At 50.9% G+C, this 21,071-nt stretch carries 14 protein-coding genes; all 14 read left to right on the top strand.

Annotated elements, in window-relative coordinates; translation table 11 throughout:
* Positions 1 to 157 precede the first annotated feature (157 nt).
* The 14 genes from ACUYLD_RS00090 to nifB all read left to right on the top strand — a co-directional run bounded on the left by ACUYLD_RS00090 (position 158) and on the right by nifB (position 21,068).
* Positions 158 to 1,267, top strand: a complete 1,110-nt coding sequence (locus ACUYLD_RS00090) for a M24 family metallopeptidase (protein WP_446674157.1) — start codon at positions 158 to 160, stop codon at positions 1,265 to 1,267.
* 68 nt (positions 1,268 to 1,335) lie between these two features.
* Entirely contained in the window at positions 1,336 to 2,862 is a 1,527-nt protein-coding gene (locus tag ACUYLD_RS00095; protein WP_446674158.1) for an Ig domain-containing protein, read from the top strand.
* 46 nt (positions 2,863 to 2,908) lie between these two features.
* Positions 2,909 to 4,117 carry an NAD(P)/FAD-dependent oxidoreductase gene (locus ACUYLD_RS00100; protein WP_446674159.1) on the top strand — a complete coding sequence of 403 codons (1,209 nt, stop codon included), beginning with the start codon at positions 2,909 to 2,911 and terminating at the stop codon, positions 4,115 to 4,117.
* Positions 4,114 to 5,115 (top strand): proline racemase family protein, encoded by a 1,002-nt coding sequence (locus ACUYLD_RS00105; protein WP_446674160.1) that lies wholly within the window; start codon positions 4,114 to 4,116, stop codon positions 5,113 to 5,115. Before ACUYLD_RS00100 ends, ACUYLD_RS00105 begins: the two co-directional genes overlap by 4 nt.
* Positions 5,116 to 5,178: 63 nt before the next feature.
* Positions 5,179 to 6,066: a dihydrodipicolinate synthase family protein gene (locus ACUYLD_RS00110; protein ID WP_250267570.1), complete on the top strand. Its 888-nt coding sequence runs from the start codon at positions 5,179 to 5,181 to the stop codon at positions 6,064 to 6,066.
* Positions 6,067 to 6,081: 15 nt separating this feature from the next.
* Complete coding sequence (locus ACUYLD_RS00115; RefSeq protein WP_446674161.1) at positions 6,082 to 7,518, top strand: aldehyde dehydrogenase family protein; 1,437 nt, start codon at positions 6,082 to 6,084, stop codon at positions 7,516 to 7,518.
* On the top strand, positions 7,511 to 7,825 hold the full coding sequence (locus ACUYLD_RS00120) for a (2Fe-2S)-binding protein (RefSeq protein ID WP_328801882.1): 315 nt from the start codon (positions 7,511 to 7,513) through the stop codon (positions 7,823 to 7,825). Before ACUYLD_RS00115 ends, ACUYLD_RS00120 begins: the two co-directional genes overlap by 8 nt.
* Entirely contained in the window at positions 7,822 to 8,157 is a 336-nt protein-coding gene (locus ACUYLD_RS00125; protein WP_446674162.1) for a (2Fe-2S)-binding protein, read from the top strand. Before ACUYLD_RS00120 ends, ACUYLD_RS00125 begins: the two co-directional genes overlap by 4 nt.
* A complete protein-coding gene (locus ACUYLD_RS00130; RefSeq protein ID WP_446674163.1) occupies positions 8,154 to 9,377 on the top strand; it encodes an NAD(P)/FAD-dependent oxidoreductase in 1,224 nt (407 codons plus the stop codon). Before ACUYLD_RS00125 ends, ACUYLD_RS00130 begins: the two co-directional genes overlap by 4 nt.
* An 86-nt stretch (positions 9,378 to 9,463) precedes the next feature.
* On the top strand, positions 9,464 to 11,764 hold the full coding sequence (locus tag ACUYLD_RS00135) for a beta-L-arabinofuranosidase domain-containing protein (RefSeq protein WP_446674557.1): 2,301 nt from the start codon (positions 9,464 to 9,466) through the stop codon (positions 11,762 to 11,764).
* A gap of 439 nt (positions 11,765 to 12,203) precedes the next feature.
* Positions 12,204 to 13,148 carry a copper amine oxidase N-terminal domain-containing protein gene (locus ACUYLD_RS00140; RefSeq protein ID WP_446674164.1) on the top strand — a complete coding sequence of 315 codons (945 nt, stop codon included), beginning with the start codon at positions 12,204 to 12,206 and terminating at the stop codon, positions 13,146 to 13,148.
* A 7-nt stretch (positions 13,149 to 13,155) separates the two neighbouring features.
* A complete protein-coding gene (locus ACUYLD_RS00145) occupies positions 13,156 to 16,446 on the top strand; it encodes a DUF5704 domain-containing protein (RefSeq protein WP_446674165.1) in 3,291 nt (1,096 codons plus the stop codon).
* Between the two features lie 345 nt (positions 16,447 to 16,791).
* Positions 16,792 to 19,263 (top strand): rhamnogalacturonan lyase, encoded by a 2,472-nt coding sequence (locus ACUYLD_RS00150; protein ID WP_446674166.1) that lies wholly within the window; start codon positions 16,792 to 16,794, stop codon positions 19,261 to 19,263.
* A 305-nt stretch (positions 19,264 to 19,568) separates the two neighbouring features.
* Positions 19,569 to 21,068: a nitrogenase cofactor biosynthesis protein NifB gene (nifB, locus tag ACUYLD_RS00155; RefSeq protein WP_446674167.1), complete on the top strand. Its 1,500-nt coding sequence runs from the start codon at positions 19,569 to 19,571 to the stop codon at positions 21,066 to 21,068.
* The last annotated feature ends 3 nt before the right edge of the window (positions 21,069 to 21,071 follow it).

Here is a 21,071-nt window from a genome sequence, read left to right on the forward strand (position 1 = left end):
TGGGACGCGCTGATATGCTTGAAAAAGAGAAGGAGAATTGGGCGTAGGACTTACGGGAATGCGGCAGCGAGAAGAGCATACATGTGTTCAAAGCAAGTGGAGAGTGTGTTCTAAGGCATATGCCCTGAAAAGAGATGTGGAATAAGGAGGCGTACGAGTGAAAGAGGAAGAGAGTCAAAAGACAAAACCGTTACAGGGTGTTCCAGGCAGACTGGCCCGGTTACGCTCGGAATTCCCGGCTCTAGGGATAGATGCACTGCTTATTACACATGGGCCTAATCGAAGATATATGACCGGATTTACAGGCTCCGCTGGAATTGCGCTTGTTACGCAGGAAGAGGCTTTTTTAGTGACGGATTTCCGCTATATGATGCAGGCAACAGATCAGGCAGTGGAATATTCAGTGATTCGGCATGAGGCGCAAATCTTCCAAACCGTGGCCGATCTCACAAGTAAATTGGGTGTCCACAGACTGGGTTTGGAGAGCAGGCATGTCTCACTTCAACAGTCGGGACAGCTTCGAGTCGCGCTGGGCTCGTTGGAGTACGTGCAAACGGAGGATGTAATTGAACGGCTGCGCGATGTGAAGGACGAAGAAGAGATTCGCACCATTAGCGAAGCTGCTCGTATTACCGATGCCGCCTTCACGGAGGTGCTGAATTATATTCAGCCTGGGGTTACAGAGCGACGGATTGCAGCGGAACTGGAATATCAGCTCCGGCTCGCAGGCGCGGAATCAGGCGGTTTTGCGTTCATTGTCGCTTCAGGCGAGCGTTCGGCGCTGCCGCACGGACTGGCCAGTGACAAGGAAATTGGTCAGAACGAGTTTTTCACAATGGATTTTGGCGCAAATGTGCGTGGTTATCTATCCGATATCACGCGTACCGTATTCGTAGGCCAGCCCTCAGAACAACATGAGAAATTGTATGCCATTGTGCTGGAAGCAAATCTGAAGACGATTGCAGGACTTCGTCCCGGCTTAAGCGGTCGGGAGGGAGACAGTCTGGGGCGGGATGTGATTGCCTCTTACGGCTATGGGGAGCAGTTTGGTCACGGTCTGGGTCACGGCTTTGGTCTCGAAATTCATGAGCAGGTACGGCTGTCCCGCGAAAGTAAATCGGTGCTCGTACCAGGTCATGTCCTTACTGTGGAACCGGGCATTTATATTCCAGGCTTCGGCGGGGTTCGGATTGAGGACGATGTGCTGATCACAGATGACGGTGTCAAGGTTCTGACCTCCTCACCCAAGGAGCTACTTTTGTTATAAAACGCAGTGGCGCTATAGGTAACTATCCATAGTTTGTAAGTCATCCAAAAACGAGATGGAGGGATTGAATGAACACGTATAAAAGATGCACCAAAATATGGCTGACCGCGCTGGCGGCTTCTCTCATAGTGGCTTTGACACCAGCTATTCCTGGGCAACAGACGGCTTATGCCGAAGCGGAGTCGGATGTAAAAGTCATCGACATCTTTAGTCGGACGGTGAACGATTATGGTATAGATCTGGTTGATTGGCAAGGGTATCTAGCCAACCCGTATGTGAAGCTTAAAGTGAAGCCGCCAGCGGATGCTGCTTTTCCGTTAACGGTTACGTTAAATGCGCAGGGCACGTCCCGGCTGATGATGGATCTGCCAAGTACGTTGTCGGGGCAAGGTGCAAGCAAAACGCTGACTTTTGCCAATGCACAGGAGGAAAAAGATTTTCGGCTAGCCATCCATCCTGACCGGATTGGAGGAAACGGTGAAATAGAGAACTATACGCTGTCTATGTCCGTTGCTGGAAATGATGGTCACACGACTACTCAGTCCATTCCGATTCGCGTGCTGGATCAGGACGATAATAAAGTGCCCACCGTCCCCCTCCATTTTGACTATAGATTCGATACGATCAGGCCTTATTTCAATGATGCAGCTACCAAAAAAGCCGCAGAGCTGGCAGTAAAGGACTGGTTCTATTTCTTTGATCTGGCTCCTTTCGATGAGGTTCCTGCCAACGCGGAGGTAAACCATCTGCCAGGAGACGACTGGCAAAATGAAATACAGGTGACAAATGATAAGCCCTACAAAGGCATGTGGGTGTTTATGAGAGGGCTGAACGGGCCTTATTCTACGGGCTTTCCAGCCACGAACGGCAATTATCATACACGTAACGGTGTGACCGTCCCGGGGAACCTGAACCGTTCCTATAGTTTGATTCTGGATTTCTATGATGATGCGATTCCATTCACATCCGTGGACGATGAAGAATGGTATCAATCCGATCTGTCCAAGGTGACGGATGTGCATGGGCTGATCATGCATGAATTCGGTCATGCGATTGTATTCAGCGACACATTCCCGGGTGTCAAAGCGCTGAAGGAAGCGGCGGGCAATGACCCGGATATTATGGCTTATCAGCACAGACCAGCCGCGCTGGACGACAGCTATCATCTCTCTGGAGAGCTTGCAGAAGTCGACAGATTGAGTGGACAAAATGGAGGCTGGCGCCATCTGTTTCCGACCCGGCGTTGGATGAACACGAAGCTTTCGCTGCTGGTAGCAGAAAAAGCAGGCTGGCCGCTGCGTAAGGATCTGACTCCTTTCCTCGCGCCGGAAATATTGACCAAGGAACTGCCAGCACCCGTCAAAGGCAAAACGTACACGGCCAAGCTGGAGGCCAAGGGAGGCGTTCCGTTTTACGATTGGACGGTGACAGGTGGTCAACTGCCCGCAGGCTTCACACTGGACCGCTTTACAGGAACGATTAGCGGAACAGCAGACAGCGGAGCAGGCAACAAGACGTATACGTTCACCGTACAGCTGCGGGATTATGATGAGCTAAGCAAGCCTGTGACACAAAGCTTTACGATTAAGCTGTAAAAAATACCTCTCAAACAGATTAAAACGGTCGAAGGGAGGGAAGCGAATGAAACATGATGCCGCGGATCTGGTGATTGTAGGCGGTGGAATCATCGGTACAGCCATCGCTTATTATGCGGCTAAGACCGGTATGCAGGTCGTGCTGGCTGAGCGAGGGGAGATTGCTGGGGGCACTTCGTCCCGTTGTGATGGAAATATATTGGCAATCGATAAAGAGCCCGGGTTTGACAGTCGAATGTCGTTGGTATCGCAGGAGCTGGTGGCAGAGCTGGCTAGAGAACTGGAGGATGAGTTCGAGTATCGTGCGCCTGGCAGTATTCTGGTCTGTGAAAACGATCGGGAGATGCAGGCGGCTGAGCAATGGGTAACCCGTCAGCAACAGGAAGGACTTCCATTTCGCATGCTGGATCAGCAGGATTTGCGAGAGGAATGGCCGTATTTAGCGAAAGATTTGCCGGGCGGACTGGAGTGTGCGACAGATTCCACCGTAAATCCGGTGTTGATGACGTATGCGCTGGCCGGGGCCGCGCGTCTTATGGGAGCGAGGCTAATGCCCCGCACACCGATACAATCTGTCCTTAAGGACGAAGGGGGAAACGTCCGCGGGGTAGAGACGCCCAATGGCGTTATCCATGCAGGTGCAGTGGTATTGGCGGCAGGTGTGTGGACACGTAGCATCGGTCATTCACTCGGTTTGGACCTTCCGATCATGCCGCGCAAAGGACATATACTGGTGTCTGCCCGAATGCCTTCCATTGGGAACCGCAAGGTAATGGAGTTCGGCTATCTGATGAGCAAGTTTGGCGGTCAGCGGAGTGTGGATGAGCTTTATGAAAAATACGGTGTAGCGCTGGTATTCGAGCCAACCGCATCCCAAAATATTCTGATCGGCAGCAGCCGTCAGTTTGTCGGTATGGACACACGTGTCGATCAGCAAATGATTCGCTTAATCGCCCGCAGAGCCATTCGCTTTTTTCCTGCTTTAGCGAATGTACCGCTGATGCGGGCGTATACCGGCTTACGTCCATGGACACCTGATCATTTGCCGATTGTATCGGCAGTGGACGAAGTACCGGGGCTGTATATCGCTTCTGGTCATGAGGGGGATGGCATTAGTCTTGCGGCAGTAACGGGTAAGCTGGTGACCGAAATGGTACGGGGTGAATCCACTTGCATTCCGGTGGAGCCGTTGCGATATGACCGATTTGGCGAGGCTTTTACCAGCCACGAGGTTCACGGGGAGGTAACCGGATGAGTGTAACGGGCAGAATTACTACCATTGATACCCATACGGGAGGCAATCCGACGCGGACGGTCATTCACGGCGCGCCTAAGCTGGTAGGTCGTACGATGCTGGAAAAAATGACTTATATGGCAGCACATCATGATGATTTTCGCCGTCTGCTGATGTTCGAGCCGCGAGGGCATGAGGTGATGTCGGGCTGTATTTTAACAGAACCTTGTCATCCAGATGCAGATATGGGTGTGGTTTTTATAGAGACTGGCGGCTATTTACCGATGTGCGGTCACGATACGATTGGAGTATGTACAGCGCTGATGGAAGGCGGGCTGATTGCTGCGGATAAAAAGTCTATATTGCTGGACACTCCGGCAGGCCCGGTTCAAGTGCGGCTGGAGGTGGATGCGGGCAAGGTGCGACAAGTAACGTTCACAAACATCCCTTCTTTTGTGTATCGCCGTGAGGTGAAGGTCCAGGTAGAGGGTATCGGGCAAGTCACGCTGGATATTGCGTATGGAGGCAACTTTTACGGCATTGTAGAGGCGGCTTCCATCGGTCTTGCACTGGAGCAGAGCAATGGGGCCGAAATTGTACGAACAGCGGTACAGATTCGGGAGGCAGTAAATGCTGTTGTAGAGGTAGTACATCCTGAAAATCCGGTTATTCAAGGGTTAACGCATATTGAATTTTACGGGGAGCCTGTGGCTCCACAGGCCGATTGCCGCAACGTCGTCGTCATCCCACCGGGAGGGATCGATCGTTCCCCTTGTGGTACAGGAACCTCGGCCAAGGTAGCGGTGCTGCACGCCAAGGGAAAACTGGGCTTACATGAGCCGTTTGTACATGAAAGCATCACAGGCTCCATGTTTCGGGCTGAAATCGTGGGCGAGACGCAGATAGGTCCTTATCCGGCAGTCATTCCACAAATTACAGGCTCGGCTTGGGTGACGGGACATCATCAATTTGTGTTGGACCCCGAGGACCCGCTTAAAGAAGGTTTTTTGCTGATGTGAGCATTTTGCATCAAACCCGAATGCTGAATATGAAAATAAAGATGGGAAAGGGTTGGTGAGCATATGGCACGTTTTGAAGGTGTATATGTGGCCTTGGTTACACCGTTCACGGCAGAGCTGGAGGTAGACCATAAGCGTCTGACCGAGCTGTGCGAGCATCTGATTGCAAGCGGCATTAGCGGACTGGTCCCTACGGGATCGCTGGGAGAATATGCGGCTTTGTCCCCGGAGGAACGGTCGCAGGTTGTGCATACCGTAATTGACGCTGCGGCAGGGCGTGTCCCGGTTGTTGTCGGCTCGGCGGCTCCGTCCACCAAACAGGCGGTGCATTGGATTCAGCATGCGAAGGATGCCGGGGCAGCGGGTGTCATGGCACTGCCGCCCATTAATTACAATCCCCTGCCTCACGAGGTAACGGCCCATTATGAAGCATTATCGGAGGTGGGCCTGCCGATCATTGCGTATAACAACCCCCATGATTACAAGGTTGACTTGACTCCAGATATTCTTGCGGACTTGTCGCGAATTGAAAATATCGTAGCAGTCAAGGAATTTTCCGGTGATGTACGGCGTATTCACGCTATTTTGGCCCAGACAGAGCTGGAGGTCATGGTTGGAGTGGATAATCTGGCGATGGAGGGGGCATTATTCGGCGCGACAGGCTGGATTTCGGGGGTACCGAATGCGCTGCCGAAGGAAGGGGTAGAGCTGTTCCGACTTGCGCAGGCGGGAAATATGGCGGAAGCGTCCGCGTTGTATCGCAGGCTGCTGCCGCTGTTCCACTATGATGCCAGCCCGCAATTGGTACAGTCCATCAAATATATGATGGAGCTGGCTGGATTTCCGGTCGGCCCGACACGTCCGCCTAGACTTGCGCTGCCGCAGTCGGATTATGACCGCATTCGCGAAGCATTTGAGGTGGCGGTTCGTCCAAGCGAAGTATCATCCTGAATGGAGGTGAAGACGATGGAGAGCCGAAATTGGATCGGCGGTGAGTGGCTGAGCCCTTCCGGCGAGGAAATGGTGGTTCACAATCCTTCGGCCTTGAAGGAGGAGGTGGGAGTCGTCCATTTTTCAGAGACGGGCGATATTACACAGGCCGGGGATGCGGCTCGGCTGGCTCAGACGGGCTGGGCCGCGCTAAGTCCCGCAGCGCGGGGAGCTTATCTGTTCAAAGCAGCCGGGTTACTAGAGGCAGCATTACCTGAATTGGCTGAACTGGCTAGCCGTGAGATGGGCAAGCCGATTACCGAGATGCGCGGAGAGGTCATGCGAGGTGTCCATCTGCTCCGGTACTATGCGGCAGAGGGCGTACGTTCCATCGGTACAGTCATTCCTTCGAATGAGCCGGGAGTGCTCCAATACACGAAGCGCATTCCGCTGGGTGTAACGGCTGTCATTACGCCGTGGAATTTTCCGGTAGCTATTCCGCTATGGAAAATCGCCCCTGCACTCTTGTGCGGAAACACGGTCATCTGGAAGCCTGCCGAACATGCTTCATTAACGGCAGTGCGGGTCGCCGAGCTATTCGAGGCGGTGCAGCTTCCGCCCGGCGTACTGAACTTAGTCATTGGGCAAGGTAACCGCATTGGCGATGCCTTACTGGAGCATCCGGTACTGGACGCGGTCAGCTTCACGGGTTCTACTGCTACAGGTTTGGGCATTGCGGGACGGTGCGCACGCCGTAATGTCAAGTACCAGACCGAAATGGGCGGTAAAAATGCCGCTGTGGTGCTGAAGGACGTGGATGTAGCACAGGCGGTGGCGATGATTGCCAGCGGAGCTTTCCGTTCAGCCGGGCAAAAATGCACGGCCACCAGTCGGGTGATTGTGGAACAGTCTGTCTATGAGACGTTCACGGAAGCCTTACGCCAAGCGGTGGAAAAAATTCAGATCGCTCAGGCGCTTGACCCCAGTGCGTATCTTGGACCTGTGGCATCCGCAGGTCAGTATGAGAAGGTCATGTCCTATGTATCACTCGCCCACCGGGAAGCCGACATTTTGGCTGAAGGCGGAGCCATCGCCGGGACGGAGAACGGGTATTATGTGCGTCCACTGGTCGCGACTGGACTGAATTCGTCCCATCCGTTGATTCAGGAGGAGATTTTTGGGCCTGTGATGGGGGTCGTGCAGGCGGACGACTTCGAGGATGCGATTCGACTGTGCAATGATTCTATTTATGGATTAAGCGCCTCTCTATTCACCCGCGATTTACGGCTGGCTCACCGGTTTCTGGATGAGGCGAACGCCGGTATGGTCCGGGTTAATCAGGAGACGGCTGGTGTTGAATACCAGGCTCCGTTCGGCGGTCTGAAGCAATCCAGTTCACATACCCGGGAACAGGGCCAGGCGGCGCTGGATTTTTATTCAGCGATTAAAACCTGTGCGATCAGCTATGAGTAAGCGGGCGACGGGACGAAGTGAGACGGTTGGGAGCGCATCAGGTCATTTGCTCGTATGTCGCTGTGAAGAAGTGAGTATCGCACAGATGGAGCAGGCCTGCCGCATGGGCGTGGACACCGTTCGCCAGCTTAAAATGGCTACACGGGTGACGATGGGCGCATGTCAGGGTAGGGTATGCCGACAATTGGTGGAGTCATGGTTTTACAATCAGTATCCTGCTGCCCGCCGGGAGGCGGAGCTGTTATCCCAAAGGCCTCCCGTGCGTCCCATAACGTTCGGGCAGCTAGCAGAGGGAGGTTCTTTATGAGCCGCATGCGTATTGTAAATCATCCTATTTTGGGACCAAAGCCGGAACGGCGGCAGGTATCTTTTATTTTTGACGGTCGTCCCATGCAGGGATTGGCTGGAGAGCCATTGGCAGCAGCACTGCTGGCCAGCGGTGTCCGTTCGCTGAGAAGGCATGAGGAATCCGGTACGGCCAGAGGTGTATACTGCGCCATTGGGCATTGTAACGAATGCCGCCTGACGGTTCATCCGTTCGGTACCGTCCGTTCCTGCCTGACCAAGCTGGAGGAAGGTATGGTGGTGGAAACCGGACGGCAGCTTTCGAATGAAATCACAGGGAGAATTGTGACATGAATGAAATGGCGCATCTCATCGTCATTGGTGCGGGTCCCGCCGGATTGTCCGCAGCGGTATCGGCTGCTGAACAAGGATTGCCAGTCACGGTACTGGATGAGTTTACAGAGCCGGGTGGACGCATGCCCGGGCAATATCATGAGGAAGGCAGTCAAGGCTGGTGGGTTGGAAAACACGTTTCGGATGAGCTGATTACCCGTTGCGTGGAGCTTGGGGTGGACATTCGCTGCGGCGTTTCCGTACATGGCATGGAATATACGACAACGTGGGAAATTTCCACTTCCTGTGGATTGTTCACTGCGGATTACGTATTGCTGGCAACTGGAGCTGCCGAAATTCCCGTTCCGCTGGATGGCTGGACATTGCCAGGAGTAATGTCCATCGGGGCCGCGCAGGTAATGACCAACGTTCATTACGTCAAGCCGGGAGAACGAGGCATCATAGTAGGCATGAATGTATTGTCGATGGCGATTGCCCGCGAGCTATCCGTTGCCGGAGTAAAGGTGGCGGCGATTACACTGCCGTGCGCCAATCCGCTGGCTGGTGCAGCCGCAGATCCGACAGCCTCCGCGAAGCTGCTGCTTCAGCTGTCGGGGCTGGCCCCGGCCGCCTGGATGCGCGCCGGCGGCAAGCTAGCAGCTGCGATGCGGATGGAGAAACTCATCGCGTGCTGCTATCCCCACAGAGGCTTCCGTCTGTGGGATATCCCGATCCGATTGCGGACGGCGGTGCTGTCCGTCAACGGGCAGGACCGGGTCGAATCCGTGACTCTGGTCCACGTTAAACCGGACGGCTCGCCTATTCCCGGCAGCGAGCGCGTCGAACCCGCCGACTTCGTGGCGCTGAGCGGCGGCTTGTATCCGCTCGCTGAGCTGGCGGCGGTAGCCGGGTGCAAATTCGTGTACAGCCCTGAGCTAGGCGGGCATGTTCCACTACATGGTGAGCGAATGGAAACCTCGCTCAAAGGGTTGTATGTTGCCGGCAATATTACCGGCATCGAAAGCGGGCTGGTCGCGATGGCCCAAGGTCGATTAGCCGCCGCTTCTATGCTCCATGCCGCTGGACTCGGCGGAACAGGCGGAGAACAGCGGGTGCAGGAGGCGATCCGTGAGGTCCATTTTGCACGGAAGCATGCGCTGATTCAGTTTCATCCCGGCATTACAGAGGCGAGAACGCAGCTGTACCAGCAGTGGGGGCAAACCTCTGGCAGCGGCGCGTAACGGCTCGTTGTGTTTGATATGCGTTTTTTTATCCCAAATTCGCCTTAAAGGAGGAACGGAAAGTGACTCTTAAAGCAAAAGCCCATATGAAAGCAAGGCCGTTCGCACTGAACGAGTTGGTATTGGCTGAAGGTCCCTTCAAACAAGCGATGGAGCTGAACCGATCTTATCTGTTGGAGCTTCAACCAGACCGCCTGCTGGCGCGTTTTCGGGAATATGCCGGACTTGCGCCCAAAGCGCCTCCATATGAAGGCTGGGAAGCGATGACTATTTCCGGTCATACACTGGGACATTATTTGTCCGCTTGCTCCATGATGTATGCTTCAACGGGCGATGAGCGTTTTAAGGAAATCGCACATTACATTACGGATGAACTGGATGTTTGTCAGGCGGCGCATGGTGACGGATATGTATCCGGTATTCCAGGGGGAAAGGAACTTTTTGAAGAGGTGTCTGCTGGAAATATTCGCTCGAAGGGCTTTGACCTGAACGGTGCATGGGCCCCCTTGTATACACTACACAAGTTATTCGCTGGCCTGCGTGATGCGTATCATTTGACAGGCTGTGATAAGGCATTAGGTGTAGAACGCAAGCTGGCGGACTGGCTCGAAGGAATTTTGAAGCCGATGAGCGATGAGCAGATGCAGCAGATGATGTTTTGCGAATATGGAGGCATGAATGAGGTATTGGCCGATTTGTATGCGGATACCGGGGAAGAGCGCTACTTGCGGCTGGCTGAGTGCTTCTGGCACAAGCAGGTGCTGGACCCGCTTAGCTCGCAGGAGGACTGCTTGCAGGGCATTCACGCCAATACACAAATTCCGAAGCTGATCGGGCTTGCCAAGGAATATGAGCTCACGAATGATACGAAACGCCGGGCAACGGTGGAGTTTTTTTGGGAGCGGGTGGTGGATCATCATTCGTATGTCATTGGCGGGAATAGCTTTGGAGAATATTTTGGAGCGCCAGATGGCTTGAATGATCGCATCGGGCCTCATACGACGGAGACGTGCAATACCTATAACATGCTTAAGCTGACCAATCATCTGTTTCAATGGAATGCTTCCGCCAAGGAAGCGGACTTTTATGAGCGAGGTCTATTCAATCATATTTTGGCTTCGCAGGACCCGGTTCACGGGGGCGTAACGTATTTTCTGTCGCTGGCGATGGGCGGACACAAGCATTTTGAAAGCAAATTTGATGATTTTACGTGCTGTGTCGGCACAGGGATGGAAAACCATGCGAGCTACGGCAGCGGCATTTATTTTCACGATCACGATAAGCTGTATGTCAATCAGTTCATTGCCTCCACGCTAGAATGGAAGGACAGAGGCGTTACGCTAAAACAAAACACTTCCTACCCAGATACGGATCATACGACGCTGGAGATTCAATGCGATCAACCAGCTCCATTTACGCTACTCATCCGCTATCCATATTGGGCTGAACAAGGAATTACCATTCGTGTAAATGGCAAGGAACAATCGGTCGTATCGGAACCGGGCAGCTTTGTCTCTATCGCCAGAACATGGATTGACGGTGATGCTGTAGAGGTGACGATTCCGATGTCGCTGAGGCCGGAGCAGATGCCGGATAACCCGGGTCGGGCGGCTGTCATGTATGGACCGCTGGTGCTGGCAGGCGACCTGGGACCCTTAGAAGATCCTAAAGCCAAGGAGTTTCTGTACACACCCGTATTCATTCCCCAAACGGAGGAGCTAGATGCCTGGATACAGCCCGTAGAGGGCAAGACGAATACGTTCCGTACCTTGAATGCAGGGCATCCCCGGGATGTGGAATTGTCTCCTCTGTATAAAATGCATGACCGTACGTATTCCGTATACTGGGACATTTTTACCAAGGAAGCGTGGCAGGAGGCGGAACAGGAATACACAGCAGCACGCGAAAAGCTGGCGGTTCTGGAGCAGTGCACGATTGATTTTGCCCAACCCGGAGAAATGCAGCCGGAGCGGGATCATAACTTCCAGGGAGATGCTTCGACTCGCACCGGATATGTGAATAACCGACCTTACCGGAATGCGGGAATTGATGGCTGGTTTTCTTTTGATTTAAATACAGATCCATCTGCTCCGATGCTGTTGGTCATTACCTACACAGCTACGCTGGAAATGCCTAACTGCGGTTTTGATATTTTGATTAACGGTCATCTGCTTGAGCATTTTAGTGAAGGTTTTGATGAGGCCGATAAGTTTTATAACGTTAATGCCGCTATTCCGGCTGCATATCTGGAGGGGAAGGATCAAGCGACAGTGACCTTCAAGGCCAAGCCGGGACAGCGTATCCGCAGATTGTTTGGGCTGAGGATGGTCAACAAGGACGTGTATGAGCAACTCTATCAAGCTGGAAGTCCAGGTATACATGAATGATCTTTGAAATGTTACGTGAGAGAAAAGTAACGTTTGATTTTTAGTCCGGTATGATTTATGATGTAAGAAATATTGGATGATGCTGGAATAATCCATATGGTGGTATGAGCTGATATATTCATAGTTTTGTTGCGCGTGAAGCACACGGGCTGTTTCTTCCTTCATAGGGGAGAGGCAGCCCTTTTTTGTTGATATTTTGCGGGAATATAAAACTTTTTAAAGAGTCAGTTCTATGGATTTAGGGGAAGGGATTGCTCAAAAGAGTCTATTTGTTTGGAATGCTTTGTATTAGAAGTTTTTCTTATAGATTTTGTAATAGGGAAACCCTATAATATATAAGTTGTATCCAGTATTTTCCGAAAGTGGGGATGCGATAAGTTTATGAGATTAGAGATGATATACATAGTTTAAAGTTTAAGCTGACAAAGGGGATAGAGAGATGAGTATGAAAAAATGGATGCTGAGTTTGACCGCAGTCACGTTGCTATGGGGGGCGACAAGTACGATTCCAACGACGGAGGCAGCAAGCAGCACCAAACCCATTGAAGTTTTGTTAAACGCGAAAAAAATACAGTTTCCAGATGCTAAACCTTTTCAGGATAGCAACGATTATGTGATGGTTCCGATTCGTTTTGTATCTGAAGCGCTAGGGGCTAAGGTAGGCTGGGAGAAAACAGGCGGTCAATTGGCTGTGTCGATTAAAAATGATGCACATGCCGTTAACATGACAGTGGGTCAAAATACCGCTACCGTGGATGGGCAGACCAAAACGTATGAGACAAAGATTATTTTGAAGCAAAACCGTACTTTTGTGCCGCTGCGGTTGGTAAGTGAGGGTCTGGGGCAAACGGTAGAGTGGGATAAGGTCAGCCGCTGGGTCTGGATTGGGAAGAAGGAAATTGCTGCGCTGGAGGATATGGGGCATCAGGCGGTGAGTATTGAGCCGTATAAGAAGGCGTTCGGTTCAATACCTGCTCTTTTAAACAATAGCACTGACCAGCCATACGATAAAATAATGATCTTTAAGCAGTCTGATCTACCTATTAAGCTGATTCGGGATGTTTATTCCGTTGAGCCCTACACAAGTCCGAAAGGTGTACCTTACTTAAAGATGAGAGTTAAAACGAAATCTACAGCAGGTAGCATTTTTTTCATAACCAAAAACCAGAATGCACGTCTCCGTCCTCCATTGAGAGAAATGACACAAGATAACGGGGATGGCACAAAGATGGTATATTATCCGATTTATTCATCTGCTGATGAACTCTTTCATGGAATAGAAAACTATAAATCCCTGAAACTAAAAGATATTGAGTACATTGGATTCCGCTTGCAAGCAGATAGTTATATTCCATTGATGGTCAATCCGTGGAAAGGAAATTAACAACAGCATGAAGAAGACGCAACGCATTCTAGCCGTATTGCTGGTGGGGGTACTGCTCTTATTGCAGCTCCCACCATTTTCTTTTCCTACCGACAAGGCGGTAGCTGATAACGAAATTACACCGCTGTCTTACTATGCCGATAAGAACGACCGCTATTTTGTTGGCATGATGTACTTCGACATGTGGAAAAATACCACAGGTACTTGGGTCACAGGTGGCAAGGAGCCTGACAAGGACATGCAAGGTGAAGCAGAATTCACTTACAAATTTAATTTCCCTGGTCGTAAGATCAAGAAGATTGACGCACAATTGTATGATCCAGTAGCAGAAGTTAACAAAGGTAATCCTGATTATAAAAATTACTTTACAAAATCCCGATCCGATCTTTATGACGATTACAAGGACTACATGAGTAAAGGCACACAGGATTCAGATATTCGGCCTTTTCAAAAAAAGGGGATTGGAACGGATACAGCTACCATTCCAATCACTGTGAATATAAGATTAAATGCAGCAGTTCAAGCGGAAAATATAAAGGAAGAGAGTTGCCCCACCTGCGCAAAGGAAGTAGAAGCCTGGCGCATCTACCAACCCATCCTGTTCAAAATCGAACTGGAGAGTGGTCTGATTGTCAAGCATTTTACCACTGATGGAAAATCTCTTAACAACGTATTTACACCAATAGAAGATGAACTGAAAGCTGATCAACTGTATGATTTTACCCCGCCAACCAACCCGAAATATGAGTATGTGGGCTATAAGAAAAGCACGACAGGTAAACCGCCAAGCGGAGATATTTTGCCGGGAATTGTACCCGGATTTACCTATGACGGTTCTTTTGAGCAGTTTACCGCTTATTTGTATTACAAAGAAACTCAGGGCTGTCCGAAGCCTGGAGAAAGCCAAGAGGGAGCACCCTCAGATTGCCAAGATAATGAACAGCCAACAAAAGGTGTTGTCTGCTCCCGCCCCGTTCCAGGTCTGCGCTTGGAAACTACTGAACTGGACCCGACAGTATCTGCCGTTATCAAAGCAGATCAGCGTGGTAGCGAACAATTTGACGTATCCAAAGGTATTCCTACATCTGAAAGCCTATACGGTCATGTGCAAGCGAAGAGATACCTTTTTCAACATAAGTTTGTGAACATGACAGGCCAGTGTACATATACGGTTAACGTAAAACGAGAATATCGATTGACCTGGCGGCCTAAGAAAAAATCTCGGCGGAATGAGACGGTGAAGCGAACCTACACTTACCAAATCGTTCGTCCGTATTCATATTGGGCGATAGACAATTTGGAGGTGTATGGCATCAAGGAGGCTACGCTCCGAAATTATGCGTTACCTAATGAAACAATCACCCTGCGTCCGCAATCCTATACACCCCCTTCCTATGTTGCAGCGACTCAGGGCAACTTTTATCCGCCCCCTGCACCCGGGACAGTGGATGGCGGCAGCCGTAGCAAAAACGGTGGCAGCAGCAAGCCAAGTGTGCCTGATGACCGCAGTGCACTGAAATCCAAGGCAGAGGGGGCCGTAAAGGAAATCGAAGTGGAGAACGATACTCTGACCTTTGAAAGTAAAATCATTATGAATCCGGAGCGCGTCAAGGTGAATGGCCCTAAGCCAGGCGTTATACCCTCTTCCGGAGCGATTGGGCCGGATGTGCTGTACAGTCCGAATCATGTGATTGATAAGCATAAGATAAATAAGTCCAATACGCCCAGCAGCGGTGACATCACTTACGCTATTCTCAAGGGAAATATCAATGGAGGTGCGGATAAAACGTTCCCGATACAGGGAATCAATACAGTGACTGTCCACACTCCCGTAGTGAATCTGTCTAGTGTGTCGGACGATGCTGCTCATAATCAGAAAACCCAACCTACGAAGGGACGATCCGCGCTTATTTTGGAGCGCCCTTTCCGGGTGACGATCTCGACAGCAGGTCCGCATTTGAACATTCCTGGCTATGGTGATCGGGAGTATGCCAAATATGTACGAACCAAGCAGGTGAGATTTCCGTTCGATGTGTACGACAAAGGAAAGACAATATTTTATCCACGAGGTACCTGGATCGACATTCCGGTGCTGCAGCTCGACACAGACTTTTATTTGCCCGTATGGGTGGATGAAGGCAACTATACAGTAGAGTTCCGTACCATTGCCGAAAATGCACCGGACGGGTTCACCGAACAGCGCCATGCCAACATGGATATAGCCCATCATGTAGCCAATGATGTGGTGAATATTGAGGTCATCGGACGGATGTACGATTTTCATATCACGGATATTGCCGATTACCATTGGGAGCGGGTATTTCGGCAGCGAAAAGGAAGTCCAACGCATAGCGGTCTGTCCTATTGGACGGGGCTTGGCAATATTGACGGGTTGCCTAGAGGGAACCCGGAGCCATTCACCTTGCCCGTTCGCCCCGGTAGTCACCCATATGAAGGTTATGCAAATGTGGCGGTCAAGACAGGCTATCATTTCAAGTTTGACCTCAAAACCAAAGGGAATATGTTTAGCGCCAAGGACGGTATTCGCATCACGCCATCGTTCTATTGGGTGAGCAAAGATGGGCGACAGCGGGAAGAGGTGGATCTGTATACACATTCCGGCAGTCGAAAATTTATCCGTTTGGGATCGGCGGAGGACCGGGAAAAGCGATATGTTATTTTGAATGAACGGCTACGCAATGTGCCGATGGAGGAAATGCAGGACACGGCAGCCTACCAATACAAGCATGAGCTGAGTGAAGCACAGCAAAGCCAGTTGACACTGGAACGCTATGTTTCTCTGTATGCCCACCGTGTTGCACGCAGCAAGACCTGGATTGGACGCTACGACTGGCTGGTGCTGCCTGCGGCTGTGCGTACCTTGATTGGTCCAAAGACAGACCTGCCAGATGGGGTCAACGTGGACCGCGCTAATGCGTCAATTCAGCGCTGGTATGGTGAATATAGCCTGCCTGCTGATGTGTACACAGTTACCAAAGGTACGGATTTGCGCGAGGTCAGTCGCCGTCAGGAGCTAAACGAGCATACGGATATATTCAAGAAAACAGGCTTTATCGTCGTTCGCTTTAATTTGGAGTCACTGCGTCAGGGTGACACCGAGCATCCGCATTTACAGTATATAAATGGCCCGCTATTGAACCAGTGGCAACTGGAGGGTTACCGCCGAGAGATAAAAGACCCGTACGGGCATACCTTTCATTTACAGGACGGGGATGTAGTATTTTATCATGCGGATCAGTCGAGCAGGGACGATTTCAGTTCATTTGTCCCTCACTAGCTTGTAGTAATCAAGACGATCCATAGCTAGCGCGAAAAGTACGAAAACGGACAATGTGAACAATCCACTGTCCGTTTTTTTTATATTTCCTTTTGTGTTTTTGCAGTCCTCTGCCTTCATGGGGAGTTTGGCGGTGTTCAGCCCTTAACATGCCGTTTTCATACAGCCTTGGCGAGGGCTGTTTTATTTGGAATGAGTAAACAACACGGATTTGTGTAGATAAATCCTCGGATATTTAAACGCGTTTGGGGGAACGGCAAAACTATAATAGTAAGGAAATTATGTAAGCGCAATCATTTCAGGTATTAGCTTGTCATCACAATACAATTGAGGAGGACGACCTGAATGGCTCGAGGGAAAGGCGTGTGGCGAAAGGGAAGCTTGACCGCCGCGTTGGCAGCGATGCTGGCGATGACGGGGACGACTGGAGGAGTGGCTGCGGAAGACTTATCCGAACCCACACTGCAGGCGGAATCAGTAATCGCAGTAGAACAGAACCGTAGCGGCAGCATTCAGCTGGAAAAGCTGGATCGCGGACTGGTAGCTGCGGTGACGCAGGAGGGGGTATTTTTAAGCTGGCGGTTATTGGCTCAAGAAGTGAACGGTTACGGTTCAACGGGGCTGACAGGAGCGGACTTTAACGTATACCGTGACGGTAAAAAGATCGCGACGGTGACCGACAGCACCAACTATGTGGATAAGGAAGGAACCGGAAATACGGTGTACAGAGTAGCTTCAGTCGTAAAAGGCAAAGAAAAGGATCGTAGCGCCAAAGTGAAGCCATGGCAGCAGGGTTACTATGAACTTCCTCTCCAAAAGCCTGCCGATGGCGTAACACCCGCAGGTGAATCCTATACTTATTCGGCCAACGATATGAGTGTGGGGGATGTGGATGGAGACGGGCAATATGAATTTTTTGTAAAATGGGACCCGTCGAACTCCAAGGATGTATCTCAGAAGGGGTATACCGGAAATACGTATGTCGATGCGTATACGGCCGAAGGCAAGCTGTTGTATCGGATCGACTTGGGCGTGAATATTCGATCAGGTGCACATTATACCCAGATGATGGTGTACGATTTTGACGGCGATGGTAAAGCCGAGCTGATGTTCAAAACGGCTCCAGGGACCAAAACGATTTCTTTTGATAAGAAGGGCAAGCCGAAAAAAGAAAAGTATATTACTATGCCACGTGAGGATCGCAAAGCAGGGATTACACATGAGGACGATTACCGTTTGAGTCGCTCGGATTATTATGAGCATGTGGTGAACATGTTCATGAACTGGACGAAGCATGAAGAAGTGGTCAAGGGACAATGGCCTGCTACGCTGGAGGAATGCTTTGGCATTGCTCCGAGGTACAGTTATCCGTTATCCCGAAAGGATGCGGAAAGCCTGACAGACTACTTTATGGATGTATATGCACCATCACGGAGCGACAAAAACAAGCTGAGAGAGTTCGAGGGCTTCATTGTCGATGGACCGGAGTATTTGACGATTTTCAAGGGGGAAACGGGAGCTGAGCTGGATACCATCCGCTATGAGCCGGAGCGTCATGACGATGGCCTCATGTGGGGTGACTATGCTATGGCCCGGATTGAACCCGCCAACCGCGTGGATCGCTTCCTGGCAGGTGTGGCTTACCTGGACGGGCGCAAGCCGTACGCTGTATTTGCACGCGGCTATTATACGCGTTCCACCTTGGCTACCTACACATGGGATGGTCGCCATCTACAAAAACATTGGATGGTAGACAGTGGCTGGGCACCAATGACCAATCCATTTAACGATAGTCCGCATGGGCGTGATGGAACGGACCCGAAATTTGGCACCATGACCACACAAGGAGCGCATTCTTTGAGCGTGGTGGATGTGGACGGTGACGGCAAGGACGAAATCGTATACGGTTCCGCCACGATTGACCATGATGGCAGCCTGTTGTACAGCTCATTTGATGTCATGCCTCCTGAAAGCGCAACTCCGGGTCAAACCGCCAGATTGGGACATGGTGATGCGCTGCATGTAACCGATATTGACCCGGATCGCCCCGGCAAAGAAATCTTTATGGTACATGAAGGTGGCACTTACGCTCCATATGGCTATTCTTTACGGGATGCCAAAACAGGTGAAATCATTTACGGCGCATATTCCGGCAAGGATACAGGTCGGGGAATGGTCGGTGACATCGACCCGGATCAGCGAGGTCTGGAGACCTGGGCCATAGGCCTGTGGACCGCAGCGGGTAAACAGCTGGATACAAAGATGCCGGGTACCAATATAAGTATCAAATGGGCAGCTGATATGACCACACAAATCGTAAACGGCGCAATTGATGTAACCCCAACCATTGAGGATTGGAAACGAGGTACATTGTTGACCGCCACTGGAACCAAAACGAACAACTATACGAAAGGAACGCCATCGCTGGTAGCCGACATTTTCGGAGATTGGCGCGAGGAAATGCTCGTCCGTACAGCGGATAGCTCAGCAATCCGTATCTATCTGAGCACAGAACCTACGACGCATAAATTGTACACGTTGATGCATGATCCGCAGTATCGCGCGGATGTGGCACGTCAAAATACCGGGTATAATCAACCTTCCTATACGAGCTTTTACTTTGCGTCCGATATGGATTGGGCGAATGTGCCGATTCCCAAGCTTTACACGCCAAAAGCCTTGATGGAGGAAGAGAGCAGTGACGAAGCGGATGAAGTAGAGGCAGCAGAGGTGGATGAGGCAAAGGCAGCAGAGGTAGATGAAAAAGAAGTCGATGGAACGAAAGTTGATGGGACGGAAATAGATGTGAAGGAATGATAAGCGGAGACTATTTCCCAAAATATATAATGAAATTTCTTGTCTCAAAAGGAGAGCCGTATTTACGGACTCTCTTTTTTTACGTATTGATGTTATTGAGAATATGAAATGTAACCGCGCACATGTAAAGGGTATGATATATTACTTGACGTAAAATTTGACACATATGTGAAATGAGGATAAATGTCAGGGATTTCATGGAGAAGCGAATTGACTGTATTTGTCCCTGTCTCTAAGATGTAATTATATTCCAGACAAAAACAGAGAATTGTGTGAGGGAATATAACGTAGAGAGGAGGGAATGAATGGACTCTTTAGCTGATCTCTCGGAAACCCCCTTAGCAATGGACACCCTCAGACGACATCCTTGTTATAACGAAGAGGCACATCGCTATTTTGCACGCATTCATCTTCCAGTAGCTCCGGCATGCAATATTCAGTGCCATTATTGCAACCGCAAATTCGATTGCGTCAATGAAAGCCGTCCCGGCGTTGTTAGTGAACTGCTTACGCCGGAGCAGGCGGCGAGCAAGACCTATGGCGTAGCGGCACAGCTGATGCAACTGTCCGTTGTCGGCATTGCGGGACCTGGAGATCCGCTGGCCAATGCGGAGGCAACCTTCGATACCTTCCGCCGGGTCCGTGAGACAGTTAAGGATGTCATATTCTGTCTCAGCACGAATGGCCTTACCTTGATCAGGCATATCGACAGGATTGTAGAGTTGGGTATTTCGCATGTCACGATCACGATCAATGCTGTAGATCCAGTGGTGGGGAGCCGCATTTATGGATGGGTCTACGATGAAGGAAAACGCTATGCAGGAGAGGAGGCCGCGCGGCTGTTGATTGACCGCCAGCTGGCAGGCTTGAAGATGCTGGCTTCGAGAGGCGTATTGTGCAAGGTGAACTCGGTGCTGATTCCCGAAGTCAATGATGCCCATCTACCAGAGGTAGCCAGGGTGGTCAAGGAGCACGGCGCGGTACTGCACAACATTATGCCGCTCATCATCGCACCCGGCAGTCGGTATGAGCAGGAAGGGATGCGGGCCCCCCGTCCCCGTCTGGTCCGGCAGCTGCAGGAGCAATGTGCTGAGGCGGGAGCTGTCATTATGCGCCATTGCCGTCAGTGCAGGGCGGATGCGATTGGACTGCTGGGCGAGGATCGCAATCAGGATTTTATATGGGAGAACATTGCGGCTGCTCCTCCCATGGATGAAGAGGCAAGGGCACAATTTCAGAAAGAACTGGATGAGAAGGTGAGAGTGAGAATGGAACGCAAGGAGGGACAATCGCACCACAAAAAAACGTCAACCGGGGTTGGATGTAGCTGCCCGTTATCGGAGGATAAGCCTGAAGCAAGCTTTACCTCAAAGCCAGTCCTAATCGCTGTGGCCAGTCGTGGCGGAGGGAAGGTGAATCAGCATTTCGGTCGTGCCAAGGAATTCATGATCTATGAAAGCGACGGGACTATCGTAAATTTCATAGGCATTCGTAAGGTGCAATCCTACTGCCATGGGAAAGCCGATTGCAATGGAGACAAGGTCGAGACGATGAAGGAGATCCTTTCCATGGTGCATGACTGTGCATTGCTGCTGTCGTCCGGCATAGGCGAAGCCCCCAAAGAGGCATTGCAGGAAGCTGGCGTGCTGCCTATTGTATGCGGCGGGGATATTGAGGAATCCGTTCTGGAATATGTAAAATTTCTGCGTTATATGTATCCTGTGCAGAGCAATAAGGGAAGTAAGCGCAATAAGGGAGTTAAGGGCAATCATTCGGATTTACCCATTGAACATTTTGGAGGCTGAGAA

It is taken from the genome of Paenibacillus sp. SER-28 (genome assembly GCF_052906305.1).

What these genes read in the sequence shown, in the direction of transcription:
- ACUYLD_RS00095 (WP_446674158.1), top strand. Translation starts at nt 1,336, where the DNA reads ATGAACACGTATAAAAGATGCACCAAAATATGGCTGACCGCGCTGGCG.
- ACUYLD_RS00100 (WP_446674159.1), top strand. Translation starts at nt 2,909, where the DNA reads ATGAAACATGATGCCGCGGATCTGGTGATTGTAGGCGGTGGAATCATC.
- ACUYLD_RS00105 (WP_446674160.1), top strand. Translation starts at nt 4,114, where the DNA reads ATGAGTGTAACGGGCAGAATTACTACCATTGATACCCATACGGGAGGC.
- ACUYLD_RS00110 (WP_250267570.1), top strand. Translation starts at nt 5,179, where the DNA reads ATGGCACGTTTTGAAGGTGTATATGTGGCCTTGGTTACACCGTTCACG.
- ACUYLD_RS00115 (WP_446674161.1), top strand. Translation starts at nt 6,082, where the DNA reads ATGGAGAGCCGAAATTGGATCGGCGGTGAGTGGCTGAGCCCTTCCGGC.
- ACUYLD_RS00120 (WP_328801882.1), top strand. Translation starts at nt 7,511, where the DNA reads ATGAGTAAGCGGGCGACGGGACGAAGTGAGACGGTTGGGAGCGCATCA.
- ACUYLD_RS00125 (WP_446674162.1), top strand. Translation starts at nt 7,822, where the DNA reads ATGAGCCGCATGCGTATTGTAAATCATCCTATTTTGGGACCAAAGCCG.
- ACUYLD_RS00130 (WP_446674163.1), top strand. Translation starts at nt 8,154, where the DNA reads ATGAATGAAATGGCGCATCTCATCGTCATTGGTGCGGGTCCCGCCGGA.
- ACUYLD_RS00135 (WP_446674557.1), top strand. Translation starts at nt 9,464, where the DNA reads ATGAAAGCAAGGCCGTTCGCACTGAACGAGTTGGTATTGGCTGAAGGT.
- ACUYLD_RS00140 (WP_446674164.1), top strand. Translation starts at nt 12,204, where the DNA reads ATGAGTATGAAAAAATGGATGCTGAGTTTGACCGCAGTCACGTTGCTA.
- ACUYLD_RS00145 (WP_446674165.1), top strand. Translation starts at nt 13,156, where the DNA reads ATGAAGAAGACGCAACGCATTCTAGCCGTATTGCTGGTGGGGGTACTG.
- ACUYLD_RS00150 (WP_446674166.1), top strand. Translation starts at nt 16,792, where the DNA reads ATGGCTCGAGGGAAAGGCGTGTGGCGAAAGGGAAGCTTGACCGCCGCG.
- nifB (WP_446674167.1), top strand. Translation starts at nt 19,569, where the DNA reads ATGGACTCTTTAGCTGATCTCTCGGAAACCCCCTTAGCAATGGACACC.